The organism is Streptomyces capparidis (assembly GCF_054782095.1).
Genome location: NZ_BAAGTD010000025.1, coordinates 13,868 through 37,584 on the forward strand (window position 1 = coordinate 13,868; position 23,717 = coordinate 37,584).

Annotated in this window: 22 protein-coding genes and 6 pseudogenes; 12 read left to right on the top strand and 16 right to left on the bottom strand. The window is 73.5% G+C overall.

The genetic code is table 11. The features are described from left to right. Window positions 1-238: 238 nt before the first annotated feature. Both ACYVO2_RS20495 and ACYVO2_RS20500 read right to left on the bottom strand, forming a co-directional pair. A complete protein-coding gene (locus ACYVO2_RS20495; RefSeq protein ID WP_461009363.1) occupies window positions 239-529 on the bottom strand; it encodes a hypothetical protein in 291 nt (96 codons plus the stop codon). Window positions 530-546: 17 nt separating this feature from the next. Further along, window positions 547-987: a hypothetical protein gene (locus ACYVO2_RS20500; RefSeq protein ID WP_461009364.1), complete on the bottom strand. Its 441-nt coding sequence runs from the start codon at window positions 985-987 to the stop codon at window positions 547-549. 356 nt (window positions 988-1,343) lie between these two features. Here ACYVO2_RS20500 and ACYVO2_RS20505 point away from each other — a divergent pair, with 356 nt between their 5' ends. Together ACYVO2_RS20505 and ACYVO2_RS20510 are read left to right on the top strand one after the other, a co-directional pair. Then, window positions 1,344-1,868, top strand: a complete 525-nt coding sequence (locus tag ACYVO2_RS20505) for a helix-turn-helix transcriptional regulator (RefSeq protein ID WP_461009365.1) — start codon at window positions 1,344-1,346, stop codon at window positions 1,866-1,868. Further along, window positions 1,865-2,572, top strand: coding sequence for an ABC transporter ATP-binding protein (locus ACYVO2_RS20510; RefSeq protein ID WP_461009366.1), 708 nt, complete (start codon window positions 1,865-1,867; stop codon window positions 2,570-2,572). The genes ACYVO2_RS20505 and ACYVO2_RS20510 overlap by 4 nt, the downstream gene beginning before the upstream one ends. A gap of 502 nt (window positions 2,573-3,074) precedes the next feature. Here ACYVO2_RS20510 and ACYVO2_RS20515 read toward each other — a convergent pair. Further along, window positions 3,075-4,115, bottom strand: a complete 1,041-nt coding sequence (locus ACYVO2_RS20515; protein ID WP_461009367.1) for a hypothetical protein — start codon at window positions 4,113-4,115, stop codon at window positions 3,075-3,077. Between the two features lie 278 nt (window positions 4,116-4,393). Between ACYVO2_RS20515 and ACYVO2_RS20520 the strand changes: the two genes are divergently transcribed. Then, window positions 4,394-4,960, top strand: coding sequence for an FtsX-like permease family protein (locus ACYVO2_RS20520; RefSeq protein ID WP_461009368.1), 567 nt, complete (start codon window positions 4,394-4,396; stop codon window positions 4,958-4,960). 843 nt (window positions 4,961-5,803) lie between these two features. Here the strand turns inward: ACYVO2_RS20520 and ACYVO2_RS20525 are convergent. The 3 genes and pseudogenes from ACYVO2_RS20525 to ACYVO2_RS20535 all read right to left on the bottom strand — a co-directional run. Beyond that, a pseudogene (locus ACYVO2_RS20525) lies at window positions 5,804-6,200 on the bottom strand (transposase); the annotation flags it as partial. Window positions 6,201-6,445: 245 nt separating this feature from the next. Further along, the gene (locus tag ACYVO2_RS20530; protein WP_461009369.1) at window positions 6,446-7,102 is read right to left on the bottom strand and encodes an HAD family hydrolase; all 657 of its coding nucleotides are present in this window, start codon (window positions 7,100-7,102) and stop codon (window positions 6,446-6,448) included. Further along, complete coding sequence (locus ACYVO2_RS20535; protein WP_461009370.1) at window positions 7,099-8,271, bottom strand: MFS transporter; 1,173 nt, start codon at window positions 8,269-8,271, stop codon at window positions 7,099-7,101. Before ACYVO2_RS20535 ends, ACYVO2_RS20530 begins: the two co-directional genes overlap by 4 nt. 48 nt (window positions 8,272-8,319) lie before the next feature. Between ACYVO2_RS20535 and pdxR the strand changes: the two genes are divergently transcribed. Then, window positions 8,320-9,705, top strand: a complete 1,386-nt coding sequence (gene pdxR / locus ACYVO2_RS20540; protein WP_461009371.1) for a MocR-like pyridoxine biosynthesis transcription factor PdxR — start codon at window positions 8,320-8,322, stop codon at window positions 9,703-9,705. A 368-nt stretch (window positions 9,706-10,073) separates the two neighbouring features. On the opposite strand, the gene ACYVO2_RS20545 is transcribed toward pdxR, so the two are convergent. Both ACYVO2_RS20545 and ACYVO2_RS20550 read right to left on the bottom strand, forming a co-directional pair. Then, entirely contained in the window at window positions 10,074-10,205 is a 132-nt protein-coding gene (locus ACYVO2_RS20545; protein ID WP_461009372.1) for a hypothetical protein, read from the bottom strand. A gap of 634 nt (window positions 10,206-10,839) precedes the next feature. Next, a complete protein-coding gene (locus tag ACYVO2_RS20550; protein WP_461009373.1) occupies window positions 10,840-11,214 on the bottom strand; it encodes a VOC family protein in 375 nt (124 codons plus the stop codon). Between the two features lie 112 nt (window positions 11,215-11,326). Here ACYVO2_RS20550 and ACYVO2_RS20555 point away from each other — a divergent pair, with 112 nt between their 5' ends. Both ACYVO2_RS20555 and ACYVO2_RS20560 read left to right on the top strand, forming a co-directional pair. Then, entirely contained in the window at window positions 11,327-11,719 is a 393-nt protein-coding gene (locus tag ACYVO2_RS20555) for a winged helix-turn-helix transcriptional regulator (RefSeq protein ID WP_461009374.1), read from the top strand. Between the two features lie 657 nt (window positions 11,720-12,376). After that, a pseudogene (locus ACYVO2_RS20560) lies at window positions 12,377-13,344 on the top strand (IS630 family transposase); the annotation flags it as partial. A 103-nt stretch (window positions 13,345-13,447) separates the two neighbouring features. On the opposite strand, the gene ACYVO2_RS20565 reads toward ACYVO2_RS20560, so the two are convergent. Then, window positions 13,448-14,265, bottom strand: a protein-coding gene (locus ACYVO2_RS20565; RefSeq protein ID WP_461009375.1) for an IS5 family transposase whose coding sequence is annotated in 2 segments (ribosomal slippage) — window positions 13,448-13,923 and window positions 13,923-14,265 — 819 coding nt in all. Because the reading frame shifts where the segments join, the coding sequence is not laid out codon by codon here. Between the two features lie 81 nt (window positions 14,266-14,346). Here ACYVO2_RS20565 and ACYVO2_RS20570 point away from each other — a divergent pair. Beyond that, window positions 14,347-14,619 (top strand): annotated as a pseudogene (locus ACYVO2_RS20570) (transposase); the annotation flags it as partial. A 113-nt stretch (window positions 14,620-14,732) separates the two neighbouring features. Next, window positions 14,733-15,347, top strand: a complete 615-nt coding sequence (locus ACYVO2_RS20575) for a TetR family transcriptional regulator (RefSeq protein ID WP_461009376.1) — start codon at window positions 14,733-14,735, stop codon at window positions 15,345-15,347. 67 nt (window positions 15,348-15,414) lie between these two features. On the opposite strand, the gene ACYVO2_RS20580 is transcribed toward ACYVO2_RS20575, so the two are convergent. Continuing rightward, window positions 15,415-16,422 (bottom strand): SDR family NAD(P)-dependent oxidoreductase, encoded by a 1,008-nt coding sequence (locus ACYVO2_RS20580; protein ID WP_461009377.1) that lies wholly within the window; start codon window positions 16,420-16,422, stop codon window positions 15,415-15,417. Window positions 16,423-16,821: 399 nt separating this feature from the next. Then, a pseudogene (locus ACYVO2_RS20585) lies at window positions 16,822-16,953 on the bottom strand (transcriptional regulator); the annotation flags it as partial. A 213-nt stretch (window positions 16,954-17,166) separates the two neighbouring features. Here ACYVO2_RS20585 and ACYVO2_RS20590 point away from each other — a divergent pair. Next, window positions 17,167-17,346: pseudogene (locus tag ACYVO2_RS20590) on the top strand (IS630 family transposase); the annotation flags it as partial. Window positions 17,347-17,374: 28 nt separating this feature from the next. On the opposite strand, the gene ACYVO2_RS20595 reads toward ACYVO2_RS20590, so the two are convergent. After that, the gene (locus tag ACYVO2_RS20595) at window positions 17,375-17,692 is read right to left on the bottom strand and encodes an Imm51 family immunity protein (RefSeq protein ID WP_461009378.1); all 318 of its coding nucleotides are present in this window, start codon (window positions 17,690-17,692) and stop codon (window positions 17,375-17,377) included. A gap of 302 nt (window positions 17,693-17,994) precedes the next feature. On the opposite strand from ACYVO2_RS20595, the gene ACYVO2_RS20600 reads away from it, so the two are divergent. Then, complete coding sequence (locus ACYVO2_RS20600; RefSeq protein ID WP_461009379.1) at window positions 17,995-18,207, top strand: hypothetical protein; 213 nt, start codon at window positions 17,995-17,997, stop codon at window positions 18,205-18,207. A 120-nt stretch (window positions 18,208-18,327) separates the two neighbouring features. Here ACYVO2_RS20600 and ACYVO2_RS20605 read toward each other — a convergent pair whose 3' ends face one another. Continuing rightward, complete coding sequence (locus ACYVO2_RS20605) at window positions 18,328-18,801, bottom strand: Lrp/AsnC family transcriptional regulator (RefSeq protein ID WP_461009380.1); 474 nt, start codon at window positions 18,799-18,801, stop codon at window positions 18,328-18,330. Window positions 18,802-18,892: 91 nt separating this feature from the next. Between ACYVO2_RS20605 and ACYVO2_RS20610 the strand changes: the two genes are divergently transcribed. Further along, on the top strand, window positions 18,893-19,927 hold the full coding sequence (locus tag ACYVO2_RS20610; RefSeq protein ID WP_461009381.1) for a zinc-binding dehydrogenase: 1,035 nt from the start codon (window positions 18,893-18,895) through the stop codon (window positions 19,925-19,927). A 62-nt stretch (window positions 19,928-19,989) separates the two neighbouring features. Beyond that, complete coding sequence (locus ACYVO2_RS20615; protein WP_461009382.1) at window positions 19,990-20,874, top strand: hypothetical protein; 885 nt, start codon at window positions 19,990-19,992, stop codon at window positions 20,872-20,874. A gap of 390 nt (window positions 20,875-21,264) precedes the next feature. Here ACYVO2_RS20615 and ACYVO2_RS20620 read toward each other — a convergent pair whose 3' ends face one another. The 3 genes and pseudogenes from ACYVO2_RS20620 to ACYVO2_RS20630 form a co-directional block, all read right to left on the bottom strand. Beyond that, window positions 21,265-22,245 (bottom strand): threonine ammonia-lyase, encoded by a 981-nt coding sequence (locus ACYVO2_RS20620; RefSeq protein WP_461009383.1) that lies wholly within the window; start codon window positions 22,243-22,245, stop codon window positions 21,265-21,267. 385 nt (window positions 22,246-22,630) lie between these two features. Beyond that, window positions 22,631-23,302 (bottom strand): ATP-binding protein, encoded by a 672-nt coding sequence (locus ACYVO2_RS20625; RefSeq protein WP_461009384.1) that lies wholly within the window; start codon window positions 23,300-23,302, stop codon window positions 22,631-22,633. Between the two features lie 23 nt (window positions 23,303-23,325). Beyond that, a pseudogene (locus ACYVO2_RS20630) lies at window positions 23,326-23,439 on the bottom strand (trypco2 family protein); the annotation flags it as partial. Window positions 23,440-23,717 lie beyond the last annotated feature (278 nt).

The window sequence follows — 23,717 nt, forward strand, 5'->3', positions numbered from 1 at the left end:
AGCGGCGGGTTAGGCGCTGCCGGGCGCTTGAGCAGAGCAGTGCGATGCGTGCCTGCTCGCCCGTGGCCGTCCGGCCGGTGCGCGGGCTGCCGCCGGTAGCGTGCGCGCGCGGTGGGGGACGGCGCGGAGGTGGACACGCACCTACCGCACGACCGCCGACGCCGGCAGCGAGGGCGGTGGGGACCGGTGAGGGTCATGCCGTCATCGTGACGCAACCCGCCCCGGCGGCGACGGCGTTTCACGGCAACAGGTGGTCGGCCGCCCCCGCGATGCCCGCGCTCGGCATCGCCTCGGGCTGCCGCCCCGGGGCCTGGATGCCAGCGCGGGGAGATGCCACCCGGCACGGGAGGGCGTCGCCGCCCGAGTCCTCGGGGAGGGCCGCGCCGGGTCGTTGGGCGGGCGTGACCGGTTCCGGCGCGTACACGCACACGTCGCGCCGTGACGCCCGCGCCAACGGGACCGTCTTCTGCGGCTCCGACGACGGCGGGCGGACCTGGACGGACCTGCACACCATCAGCGGAGTGTGCACCGTCCAGTGGTACGAGGTCAGGCTGCCGCAGCCGCGCCGGGCACCGCGTGATCCGCGTGTGCGACGTGCACGGCGGGCACTGCAACCTGGCCGAGATCGAGGTCTGGTACTAGCTGCCGGACACCGTGTGACGCCGGCCGGGTGGCCCCCGTGGGGGTCGGGCGCCACTCGGCAGCCCGCGGCTCACTCCTTCCGCGCCCGCCGCCGGCCCGCCCCGGGAGGCGCCCCGGGCGCGGCGGAGCGGTGTCTGGGGGCGGCGGCTCGTCCGGGGTGCCGTGCCGCGCGTCGGAGCCGAAGCCGAGCACCGCGAGCGCGGCGGGGGCCAGGACGGCAACGCCCGCGGTCTGGGCGAGCAGGGCCCGGCCGGCGCGGTGCACGGCGCCGGCCACGGCGCGCTCCGCCAGGGCGTCCCAGTCCGGGAGGCGGGGCGGCGGCGCGGGCCGGTGCGGTTCGCTCATGCCGTGCTCCCTGGGCGGGCGACGGGGCGGCACCGCCCTTGTGGCGCGGACACGTGCCGCCCTCCTCCGGATCTTCCGGGAACGGCCGGTGAAACCTCGGCAGGGGGCCGGCTGCCGCGCCCAGGGAACGGGCGCCTCCGGCAGCCCCTGGGCCCGGTGACGCGCAACGCCCGGCCCACCGCAGCACTCCCCACGCCGCGCTCCCCCGCCGCACCACCTCTCCACCTGTGCGCTTCTCCACCGGTGCGCCTGCGCACCCGGGCCGCGCTCCGGCCTGCCCTACCGGCCGGCTGTGTCCGCCGACTGCGCCGGGCCATCTATACACGCCGCCTATACACCGCATGTATAGTCGCCGCATGTCCATCAGCCACGCCCTCCTGGGACTTTTGGAGTCCGGCCCCCGCCACGGCTACGACCTCAAACGCACCTTCGACCAGCACTTCGGGCGCGACCGCCCGCTGCACTACGGGCAGGTCTACGCGACCATGTCCCGCCTGCTGAAGAACGGCCTCGTCGAGGTGGACGGCATCGAGCCCGGCGGCGGCCCCGAGCGCAAGCGGTACGCCATCACCGACGCCGGCGTCACCGACGTCGAGCAGTGGCTGGCGCAGCCCGAGAAGCCCGAGCCGTACCTCCAGTCCACCCTGTACACCAAGGTGGTGCTGGCCCTGCTCAGCGGCCGGGACGCCGCCGACGTCCTCGACACCCAGCGCGCCGAGCACCTGCGGCTGATGCGTGAGCTGACCCGCCGCAAGCGCGACGGCGACCTCGCCGACCAGCTCGTGTGCGACCACGCGCTGTTCCACCTCGAGGCCGATCTGCGCTGGCTGGAGCTCACCGCGGCGCGCCTCGACCAGCTCGCCGGGGACGTCCGCCCATGACCACCGGATCCGCGGGTCGCCCGCACCCTGCCGCCCTGCTCGCCGCGCACGCGCTGCGCAAGACCTACGGTGCCACCCCGGCGCTGGACGGGGCCGACTTCTCCGTCCGCTCCGGCGAGGTGGTCGCCGTGATGGGGCCCTCGGGCTCCGGCAAGTCCACCCTGCTCCAGTGCCTGGCGGGCCTGGTGCGGCCCGACTCCGGCACCGTGCACTACGACGGCCGGGAGCTGACGGCCATGCGGGACGGCGAGCGCAGCGCGCTGCGCCGCGGCGCGTTCGGCTTCGTCTTCCAGTTCGGGCAGTTGGTGCCCGAGCTCACTTGCCGGGAGAACGTGGCGCTGCCGCTGCGCTTGGCCGGGGCCCGGCGCAGGGACGCCGACGCCCGGGCCGCCGAGTGGCTGGACCGGCTGGAGGTGGGCGACGTGGCGGGCAAGCGTCCCGGCGAGGTCTCCGGCGGGCAGGGGCAGCGCGTCGCGGTCGCCCGGGCGCTGGTGACCGGGCCGAAGGTGGTCTTCGCCGACGAGCCGACCGGCGCGCTGGACTCGCTCAACGGCGAGCGCGTGATGCGGCTGCTCACCGATGCCGCCCGGGACACCGGCGCCGCCGTGGTGCTGGTCACCCATGAGGCCAGGGTCGCGGCCTGGTCCGACCGCGAGGTCGTGGTCCGCGACGGCAGGGCCCGCGACATGATGGGGGTCGCGTGAACGGCGGGCGGCGGGGCGCGGGCGTGCGGGTGTGGGCGCGGGACTTGGCCATGGGCGCGCGGTTCGCCGCGGCCGCGGGCCGCAGGGGCTGGTACGGCACCCTGCTGACCGCGGTCGGCGTGGGCCTGGGCGCGGCCCTGCTGCTGGTCGCCGCGTCCGTGCCGAACGTCCTGGACCGCAGGGACGCCCGCGGCGACGCCCGCGGCCCGGTCCGGGTCCATCCCGATCCGGGCCCGCAGGCGGACACCGTGGTGTACCTGAACGGCAACACGGTCTTCCGCGGCGACGAGGTCGAGGGGGCGCTGCTGCGCGCCGACGGCGACCGGCCGCCGCTGCCGCCCGGGGTGGCCGAGCTGCCGGGCCCCGGCGAGATGGTGGCCTCCCCCGCCCTCGCCGACCTGCTCGCCTCGCCCGGCGGGCGGCTGCTCGCGGAGCGGCTCGGCGCCCGCGTCGTCGGCACCGTCGGCGACAGCGGCCTGACCGGCCCGAGCGAGCTCCTCTACTACAAGGGCAGCGACACCATCGAGGCGGGCGTCGGCAACGCCGTGCGCGCCACCGGCTTCGGCATGACCGGGGCGGGACAGCCGTATCGGGCCGTGCTGATGGTGCTGATCGTCGTCGGCTGTGTGGTGCTGCTGATGCCGGTGGCCGTGTTCATCGGCACGGCCGTGCGGTTCGGCGGGGAGCGGCGGGACCGGCGGCTGGCCGCGATCCGCCTGGTGGGCGCCGACCTGCCCACCGCGCGCCGGATCGCCGCCGGGGAGACTCTGCTCGGCGCGGTGCTCGGGGTCGCGGCGGGCGCCGGGTTCTTCCTGGTGCTGCGGCGGTTCGCGGGCTCGGTCACGCTGTACGACGTCAACGCCTTCCCCGCGGACGTCTCGCCCGACCCGGTGCTGACCTCCCTCGTCGTGCTCGGCGTGCCCGCCGCGGCCGTCGGCGTGGCCCTGTTCGCGCTGCGCGGCGTCGCCGTCGAGCCGCTCGGCGTGGTGCGCGGCACCGGCCCGCGCAGGCGGCGGCTGTGGTGGCGGCTGCCGGCGCCCGCGCTGGGCCTGGCGATCCTGCTGACCAGGTCGGACGGGGTGGTGAGCGGCACAGAGGCCGACACCTGGGCGCTCGCGGCCGGCTCGGTGCTGGTGCTGGCCGGGCTGGTGCCCGTGCTGCCGTGGCTGGTCGGCGCGGTCGTCCGGCGGCTCGGCGGAGGCCCGCTGTCCTGGCAGCTTGCCACCCGCCGCCTCCAGGTGGGCGGCGAGTCCGCGGCCCGCGCCGTGGCGGGCATCACCGTGGCGGTGGCCGGGGCGATCGCGCTGCTGTCGCTGCTGAACGGGGTGCGGGGCGACTTCGTCACGGACACGGGGCAGGACCCGGACCGGGCGCAGATGCAGGTGGAGCTGGCGACCGGGGACAGCGCCGCGGCCGAGGCGGCGTTCGGGAGGCTGGCGGCCACCAAGGGGGTGGCCGCCACCTGGGGCATGCGGAAGACGACCGGGTCCGCGCCCGCCGCCGGGCAGCAGGCCGCCGACACCCGCCTGTTCACCGTGTTCACGGTCGGCGACTGTGCCACGCTGCGCCAGATGGCGCAGGTCGGCCGGTGCGCGGACGGCGACGTGTTCCTCGTGCACGACGCCTCGGGCGTGGTCCCGGACTCGGCCGTGGACGAGGCGGCCCGCCCCGGCGGCAGGGTCGAGTTCGACCGCGCCGCGCCGGGCGGCGGCCCCGCCGGGGACGAGGAGGCCCGGGCCGGGACCGTCTCGTGGACCGTGCCCGCGTCCGCCCCGCACCGTCGAGTCCCGGAGCGACCCGCTGGGCAACCACTACCGGGGCGTGTTCGCCACCCCGTCCGCCCTGGACCTCACGGGCGTGGCCGACGTGACCGCGACGGCCCTGCTGCGCCTGGACCCGCGGGAGGCGGACGCCGTCGAGTACGTCCGCAACACCGCCGCGGCCATCGGCCCCACGACGAGCGTGTGGGAGCTGGCCGCCACCGAGCGGGACGACCGGTTCGACAATGTGGAGACGGGCCTGGCCATCGGCGCGTTCGCCACGCTGGCGCTGGTGGCCGCGAGCATGCTGGTGTCCACCCTGGAGCAGTTGCGCGAGCGCAGGCGCCCGCTGTCGGTGCTGGCCGCGTTCGGCGCCCGCCGCTCCACGCTGGCCCTGTCCGTGCTGTGGCAGACGGCCGTCACCGTGCTGTTGGGCCTCGGGCTCGCCGTCGCCGGCGGCCTGGGCCTGGGCCTGGTGCTGCTGCATCTGGTGGACGCGTCCATGACCGACTGGCTGGTCTTCCTGCCGGTGACCGGGTACGGCGCCGCCATGATCGCGGCGGTGACGCTGCTCAGCCTGCCGCCGCTGTGGCGGATGATGCGGCCGGACGGGCTGCGCACGGAGTGAGCCGGGCGGGGTCACGGCGGCGCCCGGTGCCGGGCCGCCGCCGCGGCCCGAGCGCGTACTCGTCGGTGAACGCGCCCGCCGGGGCGGCGCCCTCCCGCAACGCGTGGTCCTGCCGCCAGGTCAGCACCGCTGGCGCGACGTCCAGGGCATCGAGATCGAGGGCGGTCCCGGCGCGGTGGTCGTCACGGTCCACGCCCCGGGACGGCCGCAGGACCACGCTTCCGCACGTCCACGACGGACGCGGGGTGCCCCGGCGCGAAGAGGTGCACGCCCTGCGCGGGCTGTGGGAGCGGCGCCGTGGGGAGGACTGGGCTCCCCCGCCGGTCACCGGGGCCGCGGTGACCAGGGCGGAGGCACGGACCAGGACCGCGGGCACGGTCATGGCGGCGAGCGAGCGCGGTCGGCGGCGGCGGCGGGGACGGTCGGCGTGCTGGTCGCGCTCTGTGCGGTCCTGCTGTTCACCGGCGCGCCGGACGACCTGCCGGAGAATGGCCCCTCGAACTTGATCACCCGGGTCAGGAACCGCCGGACGTGGAGACGGCCTTCGGTTGATCCGGTGCTCCGACCAAGGAGTGCACGTGATCGAGGGCGAAGGCCGTGAGGGTGAGTCGTCTGGTGGATCAAGACGCCGGGCGGGAGCCGTTCGGCTTGCTGCCACACTTCCGAACGGAGCTGTACGCGCGCTGACCGCGCGTGCGGACGCGCTGTTCGAGATCGGAGACTTCTTCCATCAGGCCCAGGGTGTGGAGGGTTCCCGCAGCGACGACGTGCCGGCAGACCACGGCGCTGTCGAGGCTGCCCCGTCGGGGCGGCGGACCTTCACCGACCCCAAGGCGTGGTCGTGGAGCCGGGGCGGGCGCGGGCGACGGGTGAGGGGCCGACGTGATCCCTCCTTTGAGGGCCTGGACGTGCGACCCGTCCACGGAGCAGTCGTCCGGGTCCAGCAGGTCGGCGCGGCGAAGCTCGGTCACCAGGGCGGCGTGGAGGCGGGGCCAGGCGCCGGCCTTGGTCCAGTCCCGCAGCCGGCGCCAGGCCGTCGCCCCGGAGCAGCCGACGGTCTCTGCGGGGACATCGCGCCACGCGACACCGGTCCGCAGCACGTACATGACGCCGGCGAGTGCCACTCGGTCGGGAAGGCGCAGCCGTCCGGGGTGGCGGCGGCGGTGTTCGGGAGTGGGTGGCAGCGGGGCATCCGCTCCCACAGGTCGTCAGGAACAAGATCGGCACGCGCTCCGGACACCCTGCCGACCAAGATCGCCGGCCATAAGATCCGCAGCTCAACTCATTCTGAAACGATCAGTAAGGCGGAATGTGAGGTGGCGCATCTGCATCGGGAGCGGCCGGAGCGGGCTCATCGACTCGGTGGAAGACGGGCTTGGGTCTGGAAAGAGCCCGGCGGCTTCGCCGTGGAGTCCGCTGTGTTCGGGCTCCGCCATTCCGTGGTGCGCGGACGGCAGCACGCGGGCTCACTACGGCGCACAGGATTCAATGGTCCTGGTCGAGGTGGTCGAGGAGTCCGGTCAAGTGGGTGATGTAGGACGTCGCTCCGATGAGGCTGCTCGCGGGGGTGAGGGCGGTGTAGCCGAGCACGGGCATGCCGGCGGCCTTCGCCGCACGGATGCCGTTTGGGCTGTCCTCGATGACGAGGCAGTCGTGCGGGTCGGTGTGGAGTGCTGCGGCGGCGTGGAGGAAGAGGTCGGGTGCGGGTTTGCCGACGCCTCGGACGTCCTGGGCGCTGAAGACCGCGTCAGGTGGCAGGAGGGGGCGCAGGCCGGTCCGGTCGAGGGTGAGGTCGATCCAGGCGTGGTCGGAGGAGGATGCCAGGCAGTAGGGAATGTTGCGGCGCCGTAGTTCGGTGAGCACGGTGGAGGCGCCCTGGACGGCGTCCAACTGTTCCCGGAAGGCGGCGAACACCCGCTCGTGGAGGCGGGTGGTGAAGTCCGCGGGCAGTGTGCCGCCGAATCTGTGGGCGACGACCGTGTGGACGGTGCGGCCGGCATTGCCGAGAAAGTGTCGGTAGGACTCTTCCAGGGTGAAGGGGAAGCCCAGTTCTGTGAGGTATCCGGAGAGCACGCCGTGTGCGATGGGCTCGCTGTCGACGAGGACGCCGTCGTTGTCGAAGATGATCAGCTGGGGTGTCACGGGTTCTCCGTTCGGTTGAAGGTCGCGGTGAGGGCGATCGTGAGGAAGGCGGCGCCGAGGAGGCAGGTCGCGGTCCAGCCGCCGGCTGTGTAGGCGGCGGGTCCGAGGACCGCGCCGGCGATGCCGCCGAGGGTGTAGCCGGTCATGTAGACCGAGGCGAGGCGGGCGCGGGCGTCGTCGATGCCGTAGACGATGCTCATGTTCAGCAGGTGGGTGGCGTGGATGGCGGTGTCCATGGCGAAGAGCCCGATGAGGAGCCAGACCAGGTGGTGGCCGCCGGCCCAGAGAGCGGCGAAGGACGCCACACCGAGGACCAGTGCCGTCCTGGTGAGCCGTCGGCGGTCGGCTCGGTCGGCGGCGCGGCCGATGGGTCGGGCGGTGAGTGCTCCGGCGGCGCCGCCCAGTGCCAGCAGCCCGATCTGGGCGGGGCCGTAGCCGTAGGGGGGTTCGGAGAGGAAAAAGGCAGCGGTCGACCAGAAGACGCCGAAGGCGGCGAAGGAGCAGCCTCCGATGAAGGCTCGGCGGCGCAGCAGCCGGTGGGTGACGGCGAGGCGAAGAGTGGCGTGAAGCTGGGACCGGTACGGGACGGGCAGGTCGGGTGGGGCGGGTGGAAGAGCGCGGGTGAGGACGACGGCGAGCAGCAGGGTGCCGATCGCGGCCGCAGTGAACAGCGCACGCCAGCCGACGGCCTGCGAGACCAGGCCGGCGACGGTGCGGGACAGAAGGATGCCCATGAGTCCGCCGGTGAGCATCGTCCCGACGGCGCGTCCGCGTTCGTGGGGTGCGGCCATGGTGGCGGCGTAGGGGATGAGGGTGTTGACGAAGGCGGCGGCGGTGAGCCCGATGAGTGATCCGGCGGCCAGGAGGAGGCCGGTGGTGCGGGCAGCGGCGGTCAGGCCGAGGGCGGCGGCGTTGGCGCAGAGCAGGACGGCGAGGAGGGGGCGGCGGGGGACGATGTCGCCGAGCGGGACGATCAGGATCAGGGCGAGGACGTAGCCGAGCTGGCCGACGGCGATGAGATGGTCGGCCGCGTGGGGGCCGATGGACCGGGAGATCTGCGGGAGGAGGGGCTGGCAGTAGTAGAGGTTCGCGATCGTCAGTCCGTAGGCCGTCGCGAGCAGCCGGCCGGTCCGGGGAGAGCCGCTCTGCGGAAGTTCGGTCAAGGTCACTCGGACGAACCTAGAGAGCCGATTGGGCCGCGGGTAAGATCCAATCGTATGGCGGATCAGTGGCCCAATCTTGGCCTGGACCTGCATCTGGAACTGGACGCTGCCGACGGGCTCCGGACGGGTCTGGAGCGGGCGTTGCGGGCTGCGGCGAGGTCGGGGCGGCTGGCGCCCGGGACGCGGTTGCCGGCGACGCGGAGGCTCGCGGAGGACCTGGGGCTGGCGCGGGGCACGGTGCGGGCGGCGTACGACCAGCTCATCGCGGAGGGGTATCTGACCGCGCGACAGGGTTCGGGCACCGTGGTGGCGCTACGGCCAGGGGCCGTGCCGGTGGCCACGGCCGAGCCGGCGCGGGCGGAGCGGCCACGGCATGATCTGCGTCCGGGGAGTCCGGACGCATCGGCGTTTCCGGTGGCGGCGTGGCTGGAGTCGTCGCGGCGTGCCCTCGGCTCGGCTCCGGCCGACGCCTTCGGCTACGGCGATCCGCGGGGACGCGCCGAGCTGCGGACCGCACTGGCCGGGTATCTGGGGCGGGCACGGGGCGTGTCGGCCCGTCCGGATTCGATCGTGATAACCAACGGCTATCTTCAGGGCCTGACGCTGCTGGCCGCCGCCGTCGGCGGGACCTTCGCCATGGAGGACCCGGGTGTTCCCCTGCATCGCGAGGCGGTCCGCCGTACCGGGGCGCGAGTGGTGCCGCTGCCAGTCGACGATCTGGGAGCCCGCGCCGATCTCCTCGACGGTCTGGCGGCGGACGCGGTGGAGGTCACCCCGGCCCATCAGTACCCGACGGGCCGGACGCTCCATCCCGGCCGACGGCGCGCCCTGCTGGACTGGGCGCGCTCGTCCAGCGGCTTGATCGTCGAGAACGACTACGACGCGGAGTTCCGCTACGACCGCAAGCCCGTCGGCGCGCTGCAAGGCGCCGGCCCCGAGGACGTGGCCTATCTGGGCACGACGTCCAAGACGCTCGGCCCGGCGCTGCGGATCGGTTGGATGGTCCTGCCGCCCCGCCTGATCGACCCGGTGGTCGACGCCAAGCTGCACGTCGACCACCACACCGAACATCTCGGCCAGCTCACCCTGGCCGACCTGATCACTCGTCACGGCTACGACCGGCACATCCGCGCCTCCCGTCAGCGGTACCTCCGCCGCCGCGACGAGCTCCGTCGCCGCATCGCGGACGTTCCCATCTCCCTGACCGGCATCGCCGCGGGCCTGCACGCCCTGGCCGTCCTTCCCTCAGGCGGGCCCACCGAGGCCGACGTCCGCGCGGCCGCGGAGGCACACGGCCTCGCCCTCGGCTACCTGTCGGAACGCCGCGCGCTCCCCTCCACCGCACAGGGAGTCATCATCGGCTACGGCCGTCCGCCCGAACACGCTTACGCGTCGGCGCTGGACGCCCTGACCGCGACCTTCACTGCCTGCTTCCGCTGACCCACACGCCCAACCCGCTCAAACTGAGAGACACCTTGCCCGGATCCTGGCCGCGTAGGCGCGCACCGCGTGGGTGCCCTCGGGGTCCAGTTGCTGCCGGGGGGCAGGGGCGGGGGCCGGCTGCTCGCTCATGATGGCCTCCGAAGGGCAGACGGGGTGGTGGTCTCAACACCGTATCGCCACGCCCGGGCCCAAGGAGACGGCTCTGGAGGAACCATGGCGCGCTGTGGGGCACCGGGAGTTTCGGCCTCGCAGGTTGGACATCCTGTGAACGGGGATGGGCTGTTCACCCGGGCCGGGTGCGGGGTCTGGTGGGTGTCTGAGCGGCTCAGCTCTGCTGTTCTCCGCCCTGCGCGGAACCGGCTGCCTCACCAGCGGGTTCGCACGTATGCATCCACGATCGCCAGCTCTTGGTCGCGCTCGGGATCGGTGAGGGCCTCCATGCAGGCCGCCACCCCGCGCACCCGCCGATCAGCCGGGCCGTCCCCATCTTCACCCAAGCCGAAAATACTGGGCGGCAGCGGCCCGCGCCGGCAGGGCGGGGGGCATCTGGAGGCCGCGGGCGAGCGCCGCCAGGTGGTCGCGGGTCGGAGCGTTTCACGATCCGCCCGGGTTCCAGCTTGTTGATCCACTGGGCGGTGACGGCCGGGTGGCCTGCCGCCGCGGCGACCCAAACCAGGCTTCGGCGCAGCTCACTGCGGCGTGTGGTGTCGTGCTGTCGCCGGGGCACCGGGTGGGCCCGGCGGGCGAGGGAGGTGTTCGGTTCTCCGGGCCGCCTTCGGGCAGGCGGTCGCGCCAGGTTCGCAGTTGGCGCATCGCGTTGTCCATCTGTGCGAGCAGGGCGTCCAGTTCCGCGACGGTCCGGACGGGCACGTGGCAGGGTCAGGGCCGGAGCGGGTGTCCCTCCCCCGGATCTGCTGCTCCGGCGTGGTGTGCTCCGCGGTCCGCCACCACTCCTCGCCGGTGGCCGGGGCCAAGGTCGGGGCCCGGCCGGGAGGGCGCGGTGAACGCCCCGCTGCCCCGCCGCCACCTCCCGCCGCAAGTGGATGCGGAACCGCGGATCCCGCGCGGACTGCCGTGCACCACCTTCACCGCCACCCGGCGGCCGGACGCCGAGAAGGAGTCGGCCGGCCCCTACGCGCCGAGTACCTGACGCCGCACCTCCGGCTTCCATTCGACGTACTCGGCCTCCACTCCCCCCTGGTGACGGGCGTAGAGGAAGCGGCCGGTCGCGCTGGTCGCCTCCTCCGTGGTGATCTCGGCGCCTGCCTCGTCCAGTGCCAGGCGCGCCTGGTCCAGGTCGGAGACGATCACTGTGGCCGTGGCATGGGCGTACCGAGCGCGTTTCTCGGCAGGTCCGGCGATGACCAGGAAGTCACCGACGGCGGCGAGCTCGATCTCGTCGAAGGCGAAGCGCAAGTCCGGACGCATCCCCGTCAGGCGCTCCAGCAGGGGGAGGGTCATGCTCAGGTCGTCGGCCCAAAGACGGGCGTACGTCTTGAGGATCATCGTTGCTCCAGGGGTCCGTTCAGGCTGCCTTGGTCTCCGGCAGATACGGACTAACGGTAGGAGAGTATGCTCCGAGCTGGAAGAACGCACCTTTCGGTGAGAGGGGCACCCCGTGGTAACCAAACACCCCGCCCGTGATCCGGCCGACACGGATCTCACCCGCGCCGACTCGCTGGCCCGTGAGGTCTTCGCGGGCGTGGCCAACAAGTGGGCGTTGTTGCTCATCAACGTCCTGGGCGACCGCACCCTGCGGTTCACCGAGTTGCAGACGCAGGTCGGAGGCATCAGTCACAAGATGCTGTCCCAGACACTGCGGCACCTCGAACGGGACGGGCTGGTCGACAGGACCGTTCATCCGGTGGTGCCGCCACGCGTCGAATACCGCCTCACCGAAGCCGGCCAGGCACTGCGCACCACGGTCAACGGCATGTGCGCCTGGACCCGCACCTATCTGGACCACATCGAGGAGGCTCGGCGCCGGTTCGACTCCGCCCGTGCGGTGTGATGTGGCCGAAGGCGGGCACGGCCGCCCCGGCTCCGGCCCGGAGCAGCGCGCCGCCCGTCCCTGCGGTGAAGGTGGCGGGGAGGCGGACCGGGCGTGGTAGCGGACCACGGGCGAATACATGGACGCGGGGCCCTCGGCCGCAGGCCGCAGCGCAGGCGGGACAGGGATGGGCCGGGGCGGAGCGGCCCGGGCGCGGACGTCGGCCATCGGCTGGCCTGCGGCGTACCGGTGCCGCTGCTGGTCGAAGGCGGCCATCACGGCTGCGAAGGTCTGGTCGCTGGCCGCGGTGTGCGCGGGCGAGGCCCGATTACGGCCCGAACCCGTGGAGAGCGCGCTGGAGTGGGCGGCGCGGAGCCGCTACGGCGCCACCGGCCTCCTCAACCCCGCCACCAGCGACAACGACACCAGCAGCAACGACGGCGCCGGTAGAGACTCCGGCAGACCGCAGGCAGAAGGGTGGGAGGTATGGGAGGTATTCGACTACCTCGTCGACCACGCCACCGGCCCCATACCCGAGGGACCTGGCACACCGCACGCAAGCACACCACCAACACACGCACACCGGTCCTCATCGGCGTGCACGCCTACCAGCACCACGCCACGGACATCGCCGAGACCGCCTAGTGACCTGAGTCGGAGATTCGTCGTTGGTTGGGCATGAGCCGTCCTGGCCCGAAGATTCCGCCGTTGTCGGTCACTGATGCCCAGAGAGCGGTCCTGGAGAGCTGGTTACGCCGACGGGCGACGGCGCAGGCTTTGGCTCAGCGGTCGCGGATCGTGCTGGAGTGCGCCGGGGGCCACTCGATCATGGAGGTGTCCCGCCGGCTGCGGATCACTCCGGACACGCTCCGGACACAGTCCGCACCTGGCGGCGCCGGTTCATCGAACGCGGCCTGGACGGCCTGTGCGACGACCCGAGGCCCGGTGTTCCGCGGAAGATCACCGACGCCGATGTCGAGCGGGTCATCGTCAAGACGCTCGAGGAAACACCGAAGAACGCCACCCACTGGTCGACCAGATCGATGGCCGCGGCAACGGGCTTGTCGCAGTGAACGGTCTCGCGGATCTGGCGGGCGTTCGCCCTGGCACCGCACCGGTGGCAGACGTTCAAGCTGTCGACGGATCCGCTGTTCATCGACAAGGTCCGCGACGTCGTCGGCCTCCATCTCGACCCGCCGGAGAAGGCGCTCGTTCTCTGCGTGGACGAGAAGTCGCAGATCCAGGCCCTGGACCGGTCCCAGCCCGTCCTGCCGATGGTGCCAGGTATCCCCGAACGCCGCAGCCACGACTATGTCCGGGCCGGCACCACGACCCTGTTCGCGGCCCTCGAAGTCGCCACCGGCAAGGTCATCGGCTCCCTCCACCGCCGCCACCGGGCGGCAGAGTTCAAGAAGTTCCTGACCAAGCTGGACAAGGAAGTCCCGGCCGACCTCCAGGTTCACCTGTTCCTGGACAACTACGCGACCCACAAGACGCCCGACATCAAGAAGTGGCTGCTGGCCCATCCGCGGTTCCACCTGCACTTCACTCCAACCAGCGCGTCCTGGCTGAATCTGGTCGAGCGGTGGTTCGCCGAACTCACACGTCTGACAATCCGCGTCGGACACCGCCCAGCGCACCGCAGCCAACAACGGCCACCCCGGCGCCGCCTACAACCTCGGCAACCTGCTCCACCAGACCGGACGGCTGGAGGAAGCCAAGGCCGCCTGGTTGGCGTTAGACGGTGTCCTATGTGGTGAGGCGGACGAGTCGCTTGTAGCAGCACAGGGCGGCGGCGAGGCCGAGAAAGGCCAGGTAATTGCGGGGATCGCGCTCGTAGCGAGGGCTCAAGCGCCGGTAGTCGGACAGCCAGGACATCGTCCGCTCGATGACCCGGCGGCGGTGGCCCAGTCGTGCACTGAACTCGATGCCTTTGCGGGCGATGCGCACTCCGATGCGCTTGCCCCGGAGCCACATGCACAGGTCAGCACGGTCGTAGGCTTTGTCGGCGCGGAGGCGCTGAGGCTTCAAGTACCGGCCGCGGTGCGGGTCGTGTCTCGTTTGGTGACCCTTCACCATCGGCTTCAGCCCTTCGCTGTCGTGGGTGTTGCCCGCGGAGACGCCCATGAGGAGGGGCAGTCCGTTCGCGTCCGACAGGACGTGCATCCTGGAACCTGGCCTGCCCCGGTCCACGGGGCTCGGACCTGTGTGTTCGCCCCCTTTTTGGCCCGGACGTGGGCGGTGTCGAGGACGACGCGGGTGACGTCGAGGAGGCCGGCGTCGTCGAGCCGGGGCAGCACGGCCTCGTGCAGCCGGCCCCGGACACCGGCTCGCGACCAGATCAGAAACCGCCGATGGGCGGTCGACTTCGAGACGCCGAAGCACGGCGGCAACGCACGCCAAGCGCAGCCGGACACCAGGACGTAGACGATCGCGGCGAACAGCGTCTCATCAGGGGTGTCCTGCGTTCCACCGCCCTGCGGCCGCACCTTCGACGGCGGGATCAGCGGCTCCGCGATCTCCCACAGCCCGTCCGGAACAATCCAACTCCACGTACCCCGCCCCATGCCGAGTTCGACGACGCCTCACCACATAGGACACCGTCTTAGACGCCGTTTCTGATGGCGTGATCGTTCATTGAGCGGTGCATGACGGATCTGGTTGAGCGGTTGGTGCCGGACGAGTTGTGGACGCTGTTCCGGCGGGTGGTGCCTGCGACGGAGGTCATACGTCCGCAGGGCGGAGGCCGGCGGCGGGCGGGCGACCGCGAGTGCCTGGCAGCGATCATCTTCGTTGCCACCTCGGGGTGTGCATGGCGGCAGTTGCCTCCGGTGTTCGGCCCTGCGTGGCCGACGGTCTACCGGCGCTTCGCGCAGTGGAGCGGGGACCGGGTGTGGGCCCGGCTTCACCGCGTCATCCTCGCGCTCCACCGGTACGCCGGGAGGCACCCCTCGCGGCGCCCGGGGGTGGCGCCGACTATCGTGGGCGGGTCACGCCCGCCCCGAGGGCGGGCGGCGGGAGCAGGGAGCGCGGGATGGCGGAGGTGGCGCGGCAGCCGAAGCGGCAGGCGCGCGGCCGGCAGCGGATGGCGCAGATCCTGGACGCCGCGGCCGTGGTGTTCGCGGAAACCGGCTACGAGAAGGCGACCACGATCGCGATCGCCGCGCGGGCGGGCATCTCCGTGGGGTCGCTGTACCAGTTCTACCCGAACAAGAAGGCCATCGCCGAGGCGCTGGCCGACCGCTTCGTGGCGCAGTTGCGGGACGCCCACGAGGAGGCGTTCGGCTCGTCCGACTTCACCTCGGTCGGCCTGGCGCCGCTGCTGGACCGGATCGTCGACCCGATCATCGGGTTCAACCTGGCGAACCCCGGCTTCAAGGCCCTCTTCGCCCGCCCGGACATGCCCGAGGGCCTGACGGACGCGGCCCGCCCCATCCAGGAGGCCCTGCTCGGCCGGGTCGAGGCCATGATCGGCGCGCGGGCGCCCGGGCTGCCCGAGGCCGAGCGGCGACGGACGGCCCGGGTCACGGTGCATCTGTTCCAGGCCATGGTTCCGCTGGTGCTGGCCGCCGCGGGCGCGGAACGGCAGGCCATGGTGGAGGAGCTGAAGAAGGCGCTGTTCGGCTATCTCGACCCGGTGATCGGCTGACCCGGGTACCGAGGGCCGCCGGCGGCGCGGCCCCCGCCGGCGGCCCGTCACCCGCCCGGGCGCGCCGTCACAGCCCGGCGAGTGCTCCGCCGTCGACCAGGACGGAGGTGCCCGTCTGGAAGCTCATGTCGGGCGAGGCCAGGGCGAGCGCCGCGGTGGCCATCTCCTCCGGTGCGGCGATCCGGCGCAGCCCGTCGACGTTGTTCTCGCCGAAGCGCTTCTTCTCGGCGGCCCACTGCTCGTCGGTGAGGCCCGCCGGCCGGTGGGCGTCGAGGAGGGCGGTGTCCGTGGTCCCCGGGGACAGCGCCACCACCCGGATGCCGTCCGCGCCGTACTCGATGGCGGCGTTGCGCACCAGGCCGGTGAGCGCGCTTTTGCTGGCGGTGTAGCCGCCGATCTGCGGACGGGTGGCGAACTCGTTCGACGAGCCGGTGACCAGGATGACGCCGCCGCCGCGCGCCTTCATGTGCCGGGCCTGCTCCTTGATGCCCACGAAGACGGCGCGGGTATTGGTGGCGAAGGTGTCGTCCCACTCCTGGACCGTCATCGCGGAGAGCCGCCTGACGTGTTGGACGCCCGCGTTGTTCATGGCGACGTCGAGGCCGCCGTAGCGGTGGGCGACCCGGTCGACGAAGGAGACGACCTGCTCGGGGTGGCGTACGTCGGTCCTGAAGTAGGTGGCCTCGCCGCCCTTCGCGCGGATCTCCCTCTCCAACTGCCGTCCCAGGTGCTCGCGGCGCCCGCAGAAGCCCACCCGGGCCCCCTCGGCCGCGAAGGCGAGGGCGGCGGCGCGGCCGATGCCGGAGGTGGCGCCGGTGATGAGGACGGTCTTGCCCCGGTAGCGCCCGCTCGGCCGCCTGCCGGCCTTCGCACCGTCCGCGGCCTCCGGTCCCGCGGCGAAAGCGGCGGACGCGGACGCGGCGGCCATGGTGACGCCCGCCGCGCCGAGCAGGGCGGCCCGCCGGCCGACTCCCGTGCCGTCCCGGCCGGTCCGGGGCTCGGGCGGTGGTGCCTGGTGCCGGGGTGCTCCCTCGGGGTGTGGCTGGTGCTGTCGCTGGTGCCGGTCGTCGGCCATGTCTGGACGTCCCTCGTTCGTCGGCGCGGCTGCCCGCGGGCAGGGCGGAGTGCGGGAGCCAGAATCACGAATATGAATTCGCGTTCTGGCACCCTTCGAGGATACGAATGACCATTCGCATTTACAACCCGTCACCGGAGAACCGGGGCGGCAGTCCGCGCCTGCGCGGCGGCGAGGGGCCGCGGCGGGTGCACCCGGGCCCACTCCCGCGCGCCGTCCCGGCAGCCTGCCGACGGGCCGAGGCGAGCCGCCGTCCGGTCGGGTCAGGTGCAGCAGGCGCAGCCGGGGCGGCAGCCGCACGCGTCCGGCTCGGAGCAGGTGATGGTCGCGGTCACCAGCAGGCGTGTGCGGCGGGTGACCGCGTCGCGGCGGGCGGGGGACGGGCCGGGGGCGGCGCGGTCATCGGCAGCAGTCCTCGGCCCGAGCGTCGGGGCAGGTCTTGTCCACCTCGACCGCGACGACGGCGGTACGCAGGTCGTCGAGTGCGTGGCCGAGGCGGGGGTCGGCCAGTTCGTAGCGGGTGCGGCGGCCGGGCGCGGGGCGCATGTGCCCGGCGGTCGTGGGTGACCTGCCTGAGCGCCGGCCGGCGCGGGCGTCACAGCAGCGAGGGGCCCCACCGGTTCGCCGGTCGACTCCCGTGCCATGAGCCGCGGCGTCATCACCTCGGACGCGGTCTCCTCGCCCGCGATGCGGCGCACCAGCAGGGCCACCGCCCGGCGGCCCAGTTCGGCCATGGGCGAGCGCGCCAACTCCCACCATCCGAACCACGCCGTCCAGACCCGGGCCCTGCACGCCTACCTGCGCCGGCGCAACAACAACGCCCGCCACCCCGACGTCCTGGCCGCCCAACGACGCGAGCGCGCACGCATCCGGAGCGAACGAGGTCTCCACTGGGGCGGCAGGCCTCTGCCGGCGGCGGCCTGACCCCGCCCAACCCGGGGAGGTCACAGCATCAGTCGTCGAACTCGAACCCCGAAGTCTCCGCACGGGCAATGATGTCGCGGACTGTCTCGGGGCTCGTCACGACGGATCCAACGGCCGTCTTGAGTCGCGCGAGGTCGCTCGGACTGCCGACCGCGCAGAACATGCCAGCCTCGCTGTCGAAATCGAGGCGCTCGGCGATATCAGGCCAGGCAAACCGCACGAGACTTTCCCAGAGGTACCCGTTCGGCTCGTGCCCGGCGGCAGCTACTGCGACATCGGCAGCCAGGCCACCGGCATCGAACGTCAGCGAGTGCTCGCCATCGAAGTCATGCAGGCGGATGGTCACGGCGCGATCCTCTCACCCCCCAGTGCACGAACCGTTCATCCGGTCCCTCACCGCTCTCGAACCCGGTGAACCTTTCCGGACACAGCGCTAGCGGACGCCCGGAGGCGGGCAGCGCGGCGTCTCACGGCGTCCTGGGCCGTGGCGCGATCCCATCAGGAGTCCGGGCTTTGTCCGTGGGCTCCGCAGTGTGCGCTTGCGGGCGCCCGGTCGGGGAGCGCCGCGCGGGCGGAGAAGGACGGTCACGCACGCGGCGGCGGCCGACAGGCGGCCTGCCCGCGGGTGTCCCCGTGGTCGCCGAGTCCATGCTCACGCCGAGTCCGCGGTCCGCGGCGGGGGCGTTGCCCGGCACGTACTGCCTGGCGGCCGGGATGGCCGCTTTGGGCGCGGTCACCGCGGACCCGTCGCACGCCGGGGTGTACGACGAGCCGTACCGGCTCCACCGGGAGCGGTGCCCGGCAACCCGGACGGCGGCCCGCACCCTGGCCGCCCGCCGGCTCGAGGACACGGCGGGCTGACGCCACGGCGGCTCCATGAGGGCAGCGGAGGTGGAGGAGGACGGTTCTGCCATCCCATGGGCGTCCGAGGGCCTGGCCCGCGGGCGGGCGGGGGTGCCGTCCTCACCCGCCTGCGGGTCGCTACGGCCGCACCGCCCACGCCGTGACGTCCGCGTCGCCCGGCGCGACCAGTTCCGACAGCACGACCGAGGTCGTGGTCTCGCCCAGGGCGGACAGGTCCTCGATGACCTGCTCCAGGTGCCGGGCGTCGCGCACCGCGATCGCCAGTTCGTAGCAGTTCTCCCCGGTCAGGTGCACGCACGACAGCACGTGCGCCATGCCGAGCAGGCGCTCCCGCAGGTGGGCCGCGTCCCTGGTGGACCGGTGGCGGGGGCGCAGGGCGACCCGGGCCTGGAGGGTGAGGCCGAGGCGGGTGAGGTCGAGGCGGGCCGTGTAGCCCTGGATGACGCCGCTCTCCTCCAGCCTGCGCAGCCGCTCGGCCACGGCGGGGCGGCTGAGGCAGACGCGGCGGCTCAGCTCGGTCAGGCTGATCCTGGCGTCCCGCACCAGCTCGCGGATGATCTCCAGGTCGGTGGGGTCCACGGAGGAGGACACGGGGCAGCGCCTCCGTTTCGACGGCGAGCGGGTTAGTAGGCCTCCACTATGGCATGTCCGTCCCCCCTCCCCCGTCGATAGCGTCCCGGCCATGAAAGCGACCGTTCTGAACGGCGTCGGCGACGTGCGGCTCGTCGACGTGCCGGACCCGGTGATCAAGGACCCCACGGACGCGCTGGTGCGCGTGCGGCTCGCGGCCGTCTGCGGGTCCGATCTGTGGCCCTACCGCGGGCAGGAGGACTTCCGGCCGGGCGACCGGATGGGGCACGAGTGGATCGGGACCGTGGAGGACACCGGCCCCGAGGTCACCCGCCTGCGGAAGGGCGACCTGGTGGTGGCGCCGTTCGCGTTCGCCGACGGTTCCTGCCCGCCGTGCCTGGAGGGGGTGCACACCTCCTGCCGCCGCGGGGGCTTCTGGGGCGGGGCGAACGACGGAGGCCAGGCCGAGGCCGTGCGGGTGCCGTTCGCGGACGCGACGCTGGTGCCCGTGCGAGCCGACGTGGACGACGGGCTGGCGCGCCGGCTGCTGCCGCTCACCGACGTCATGGCCACCGGCCACCACGCCGCCGTTCTCGCGGGGGTGACCCCCGGCGGCACCGCCGTGGTGATCGGGGACGGCGCGGTCGGGCTGTGCGCGGTCCTGGCGGCGCGGCGGGCGGGCGCCGAGCGCGTCGTCGCCGTGGGCCACCACCCCGAACGCGCGGCTCTGGCGCGCCGGTTCGGCGCCACCGACACCCTGCCCGGCGGCGACCCGGACACCGCCGCCCGCCTCGTGGAGCTGACCGGCGGCGGTGCCGCGTCCGTGGCCGAGTGCGTCGGCGGCCAGTCCGCGCTCGACCTGGCCCTCGCGGTCGCCCGTCCCGGCGGCGTCATCGGCTCGGTGGGCGTGCCCAACGGGGTCTCACGCGTGGACCTGTACCGCCTGTTCCGCGCCAACGTCGCGCTGCGCGCGGGCGTCGCGCCGGTCCGGGCGTACCTGGACAGGCTCGTCGCCGAGGTGCTGGACGGCACGCTCGACCCGTCCCCCGTCCTCACCCTCGACGTCCCGCTGCGGGACGTGGCCCGCGCCTATCGGGCCATGGACCGGCGGCAGGCGGTCAAGGCCGTAGTGCGGCCCGGAGACTGACGGGGCAACCCGAGGCCCGTCCCATGGGTCTTGATGGACACGCAGATGTGGCCGTGGAGCTCATGGGGGGGGAAGCAGTGGTGTCCGGTACCGCCGTCACGTTCGCAGGGCTCGCGGAGACCGCGCGGCGGGCCGGGGCATGGGGCCAGCCGCCGCCGGAGGACGCCGACATCCGCCGTGCGGCGTGGTGGCGGGCGCGGGCCCTGCGGCGGGTCGCGGTGCGGGGCGGGGTGTCCCTGGGCGGGCTGCTGGCCTTCGCGGTCGTCGCGCTGAACGCGTTTCCGTGGTGGGTCGACGCCCTCCGGCTGACCGTGGCGGACACCGGGACCGCCCGGGCGACCGTGCGGGACGTGGACGGAGTGCTGCTGCCGGGGGTGCTGCCCAAGAGCGTGGAGGTGACGTTCCGGGCCGCGGACGGGCGGCTGGTGCGCGCGTTCGTCGCCCACGGCGGCACGGCGCCGCGGCCCGGCGGCACGCTCGACGTCGAGTACGTCACCTCCTCCCCCGCCCACGCCGCCCCCGTGGACGACCCGGGGCTGGCGTGGGGAGCCGGACTGAGCGGGATCGCCGCCGCCGTCGCCCTGGAGCGGGTCGCGCGGCGGGCCGTCCACGGCGCGCGCGCCACCCACGCGCTGGTCCGGGCGGCGCGGGCGCCCGAGGCGCATCCCGTGCGGTACGTGCTGCTCAGGGACGCCGACGAGGCGTGGATGCTGCTCTTCCCCGTCCCCGGCACCGACGACGACCTGCCCAGCCACCTCATCCCCGTGACGGCTCCCGGCCTGCCCCCCGTCGGCATGGCCGACCTGCGCGGCGACGTCCGGGACGGGGGCGACGCCGTGCCGTGGGTGGACGGGCGGCCGGTGTGGCCCACGGCCCCGCTCGCCGGGTTCGGGGCCGTCCACCTGCCGCTGATCACCCGGCTCACCGCCCCGGCGACGGCCCGGTAGCCGCCGGAAGAGCCCGCCGAAGCCGGGCAGGTCCGACAGCGGGTCACCGGCGCGGGCGTCGCCCGAGCAGCGGTGGGTGGCCGGGCAGCGGTGAGTGGCCGCCCCTCCCCCTCGGGGACGTCGGGGCACGGGTGACAAGTGGTCGTGACCGCACCGCTGCCACTGGTCGTTCCAGCGGCGATACAGCTCCCTGGCCTCATCGAGCCGGGTGAGCGCGTCGGAGGGGTTGTGCAGGCAGGTTTCGGAGGCACGGTGAACCGCGAGGATCGCGTCGATGTCGGCTCCGGTCGGACGCCGCGACGACAACCGGGCGGTGTGCAGTTGTTCGCCCGCCGGGCTCAGGCCACTCGGCCGGCGGCCCCCGGCGAAGGCCCGGCCACGGAGCAGTCGTCAAGACCTGTGGAGGGGAGCCGCACCGACCCAGCGGTGATAGGCGTCCATGTCGACGTTGCTGCCGCACACGATGGTGACCGCATGTCGGCCGGCGAAGCGGTCACGGTCTTCGAGGATCGCCGCGATGCCGAGCGCGGCCGACGGCTCGACGACGAGGCCGGCGTGCTCGAGGAGCATGCGCATACCGGCGATGATCGACGCCTCCTGGACCAGGACGGCGTCGTCAGCGACCAGGAGGAGGTCGTCCAGGACCGCCGGGATGGGACGCCGGCCGGCGACGCCGTCAGCGATGGTGTTGGTCGAGTCGGTGGTGATGACGCGGCGTTGGCGCCACGAGTGTGTCATCGCCGGTGCGCCCAGCGGCTGGACGCAGATCACCTCGACCTCGGGTGCCAGGGCCTTCACCACATGACCCACCCCAGTGGCCAGCGCCCCGCCGCCGAGGGCAATCAGGACGGTGTCGAACGACGGCGCGCTGTCCACCAGTTCCAGGCCGATGGTCGCCGCGCCCTCGCAGGTCTCGATGTCCAGGCTGTCTTCGAGCAGCCGGATGCCGTCGTACCTGGCGATGGCCGCCGCCCGCTCGCGAGCCGTCTCGTGGTCGCCGTCCACCAGCTCCAGCCTGGCGTCCAGCGCGCGGATGCGATCAAGCTTGGCGGCAGTCGCGAAGCGGGATGCCACGACGGTGACGTCGAGCCCCCGGCCGCGACCGGACCAAGCGAGGGCTTGGCCAAGGTTGCCCGCGCTGGCGCACACCACGGCCCGCGAGCCATTGTCGGCGAGCAGGCTCGCGGCCAGCTCGGTGCCGCGGGCCTTGAAGCTGCGGACCGGGTTCGCCGTTTCGAGCTTGATGCTCACCGTGCACCCGAGGTCGGGCTCCAGCGCCTGGCAGCGGTACAGCGGAGTGTCGAGAAAAACCGGGTCGATCACCCGGCGGGCCGCCCGGATCCGAGCAGTGTCGAGGCGCGTCTCCTGCACGGCACAGCAGCGTAGCGCCACCGGCGCTGGTCCACGAGCAACTATCGGGGGCTGCGTGACGGTTCGGGTGTTTCGCGCTGCGTCGGGTTCCTCACGGCGTGCGAAGAGGTGACCGGTCTCGAAGCGGGCGCCGGCCCGGGGAAGGCGGTGTGCCGCGCCGGGGCTGTGCCGGCTCGCGCAGGCGGTCGTGGGTGTGCTGGGCGTCGCGCAGGTAGGGCTTGATGGCGGTGGACATGCTCCGCGCGAGCTGGCGGAGCACGGTCAGGGCCTCCTCGGAGGCGGCGAACGCCCGGGGGGGAGCGGTCGCCGGCCAGGAGCCGGAAACGGGCGTGGGCGGAGAGGGCGAGAGCGAACGTGACGCGGTGCGCCTGCGGATGTTCGGCGGTCAGGTCACGGGCCGGGCCCACGGCCTGCTCGACGGCGCGGGCGGCCCCCTCCCCTCGCCCGGCCTCCGCGAGGCGTTCGCCGTGCACGGCGAGCACCACGGCGCGGTGGGAGCGGAGTACCGGGAACTCGGCCACGCACCCGCGGTACAGGGCCACCTGGCCAGAACGAGCACCTTCACCTGGGCGCTGTGCCACCGGCTCGCCCACTCCAGGACCCGCGCGGACGCCCGGGTGCGTCTCTCGGCGCCGTCGACGACCACCAGCAGCGGTACCGCGGGGGGCGGGTCCGGGAGCCGATCCAACGGCCCGTCCGGGCCGGCCCACAGCACCGCCCAGTGCCGCGCGGCCAGGCCATGGCAGAGCCGCCGCGCCAGGCGGGACTTGCCTTGACCGCCCGGGCCGTGCACCAGGCACGCCGCCGGGCCGGGGCGCTCCGCCCTGGACGTCGGGTCGGCCAGCTCATCCTCGCGTCCGCGGAACGGCACGACCTCGTGAGCCGGGCGCAGCGGATCCGTCAGCGAGGCCGGGGCCCGCCGGGGCCGAAGGGTGTGCTCGGGGTCGGTGGGCTTGTCGTACTCCACGGGTTCCAGGGCACGGGGCCGCTCCACGCCGTATCGGTCGAGCGCGTCCTGGAAGCCCGCGGCGAGGTGCACGGCGATGACCGGTTCCACCTCCGGCCGGGTGTTACCTGGAACTCCAGCTCGATGGATCCGACTTCGAAGATCACGTCCTCGTTCGCACCGCGGGCGGCCGCGGCCATCAGGTCGTCCCGCAACGCGGCCACGGCCTCGGTCAGCTCCATATCCATCACGCTCCCCTGCGTCCGGTACCCGCCCCCCAGCCAGCCGGCGTCCGGGCGCCGGGGCCCGCCGATGGCATCGGCCGGCCATGGATACCGCGGCGGCTGTGACCAACGACAGTGATCCCCACGATCGCCGGAGCCGCCCCGGGAGAACCCGCTCGCAACGAGCGCAGCACCGAGTTGTCCTGATCGCACCCGGCAACGTCGACAACGCCGGCTGAAGCTCGGGCGCCCGGTCGAGGGTGGGATCTCGGTCGAGGCCGAGCAGGGGTTGCTCACTCAGC